Raw genomic sequence first — 635 nt, forward strand, 5'->3', positions numbered from 1 at the left:
GAGCAGGCCATCGCCCACCTCGGCCGCGACAAGGACATGGTGCTGGCCGTGCTTTTCGTCGGCATCGAGCGCTTCAAGTTCATCAACGACAGCATGGGCCACTCCTTTGGCGATGCCCTGATCCGGGAAATCGCCGCCCGCCTGCAACAGATCGTCCGCGACGGCGACACCGTCGCCCGCCACGGCAGCGACGAATTCGTCATCGTCCTCGACGGGCTGCGCAGCGGCGTCCAGGAAACCCTGCATGGCGCCAGCAAGGTGCTCACCGCCTTCATGCAGCCCTTCGTCGTGCAAGGACATTCCATCCACCAAGCCTGCAGCATAGGCGCCAGCCTCTATCCCGGCGACGGCCGGGATGCCGAGACCCTCCTCGCCCATGCCGATGCCGCCATGCATCGGGCCAAGGCCGCCGGCGGCGGCTCGCTGCAGTTCTACACGCAGGATCTGGGGACTTTCGCCGCCGAGCGGCTGAGGCTGGAGAACGCGCTGTGGAGCGGCCTGGAAAACGGCGAGTTAAGCCTATACTCCCAGCCTCAGATCCGCCTGGCCGATGGCGCCATCGTCGGCGCCGAAGCCTTGATCCGTTGGCGGCATCCGGAATTCGGCATGGTCCATCCGGAACGCTTCATCGCCCT

The 635-nt window shown here is 66.0% G+C and carries 1 protein-coding gene; it reads left to right on the forward strand.

The window, feature by feature from the left end:
- Positions 1–635 (forward strand): diguanylate cyclase (locus JNK74_29260; GenBank protein ID MBL7650266.1); only part of this gene is annotated, 635 nt, incomplete at both ends.

The sequence above is a fragment of the Candidatus Hydrogenedentota bacterium genome, from assembly GCA_016791475.1.
In the GTDB taxonomy this organism is placed as follows: Bacteria; Hydrogenedentota; Hydrogenedentia; order Hydrogenedentales; family JAEUWI01; genus JAEUWI01.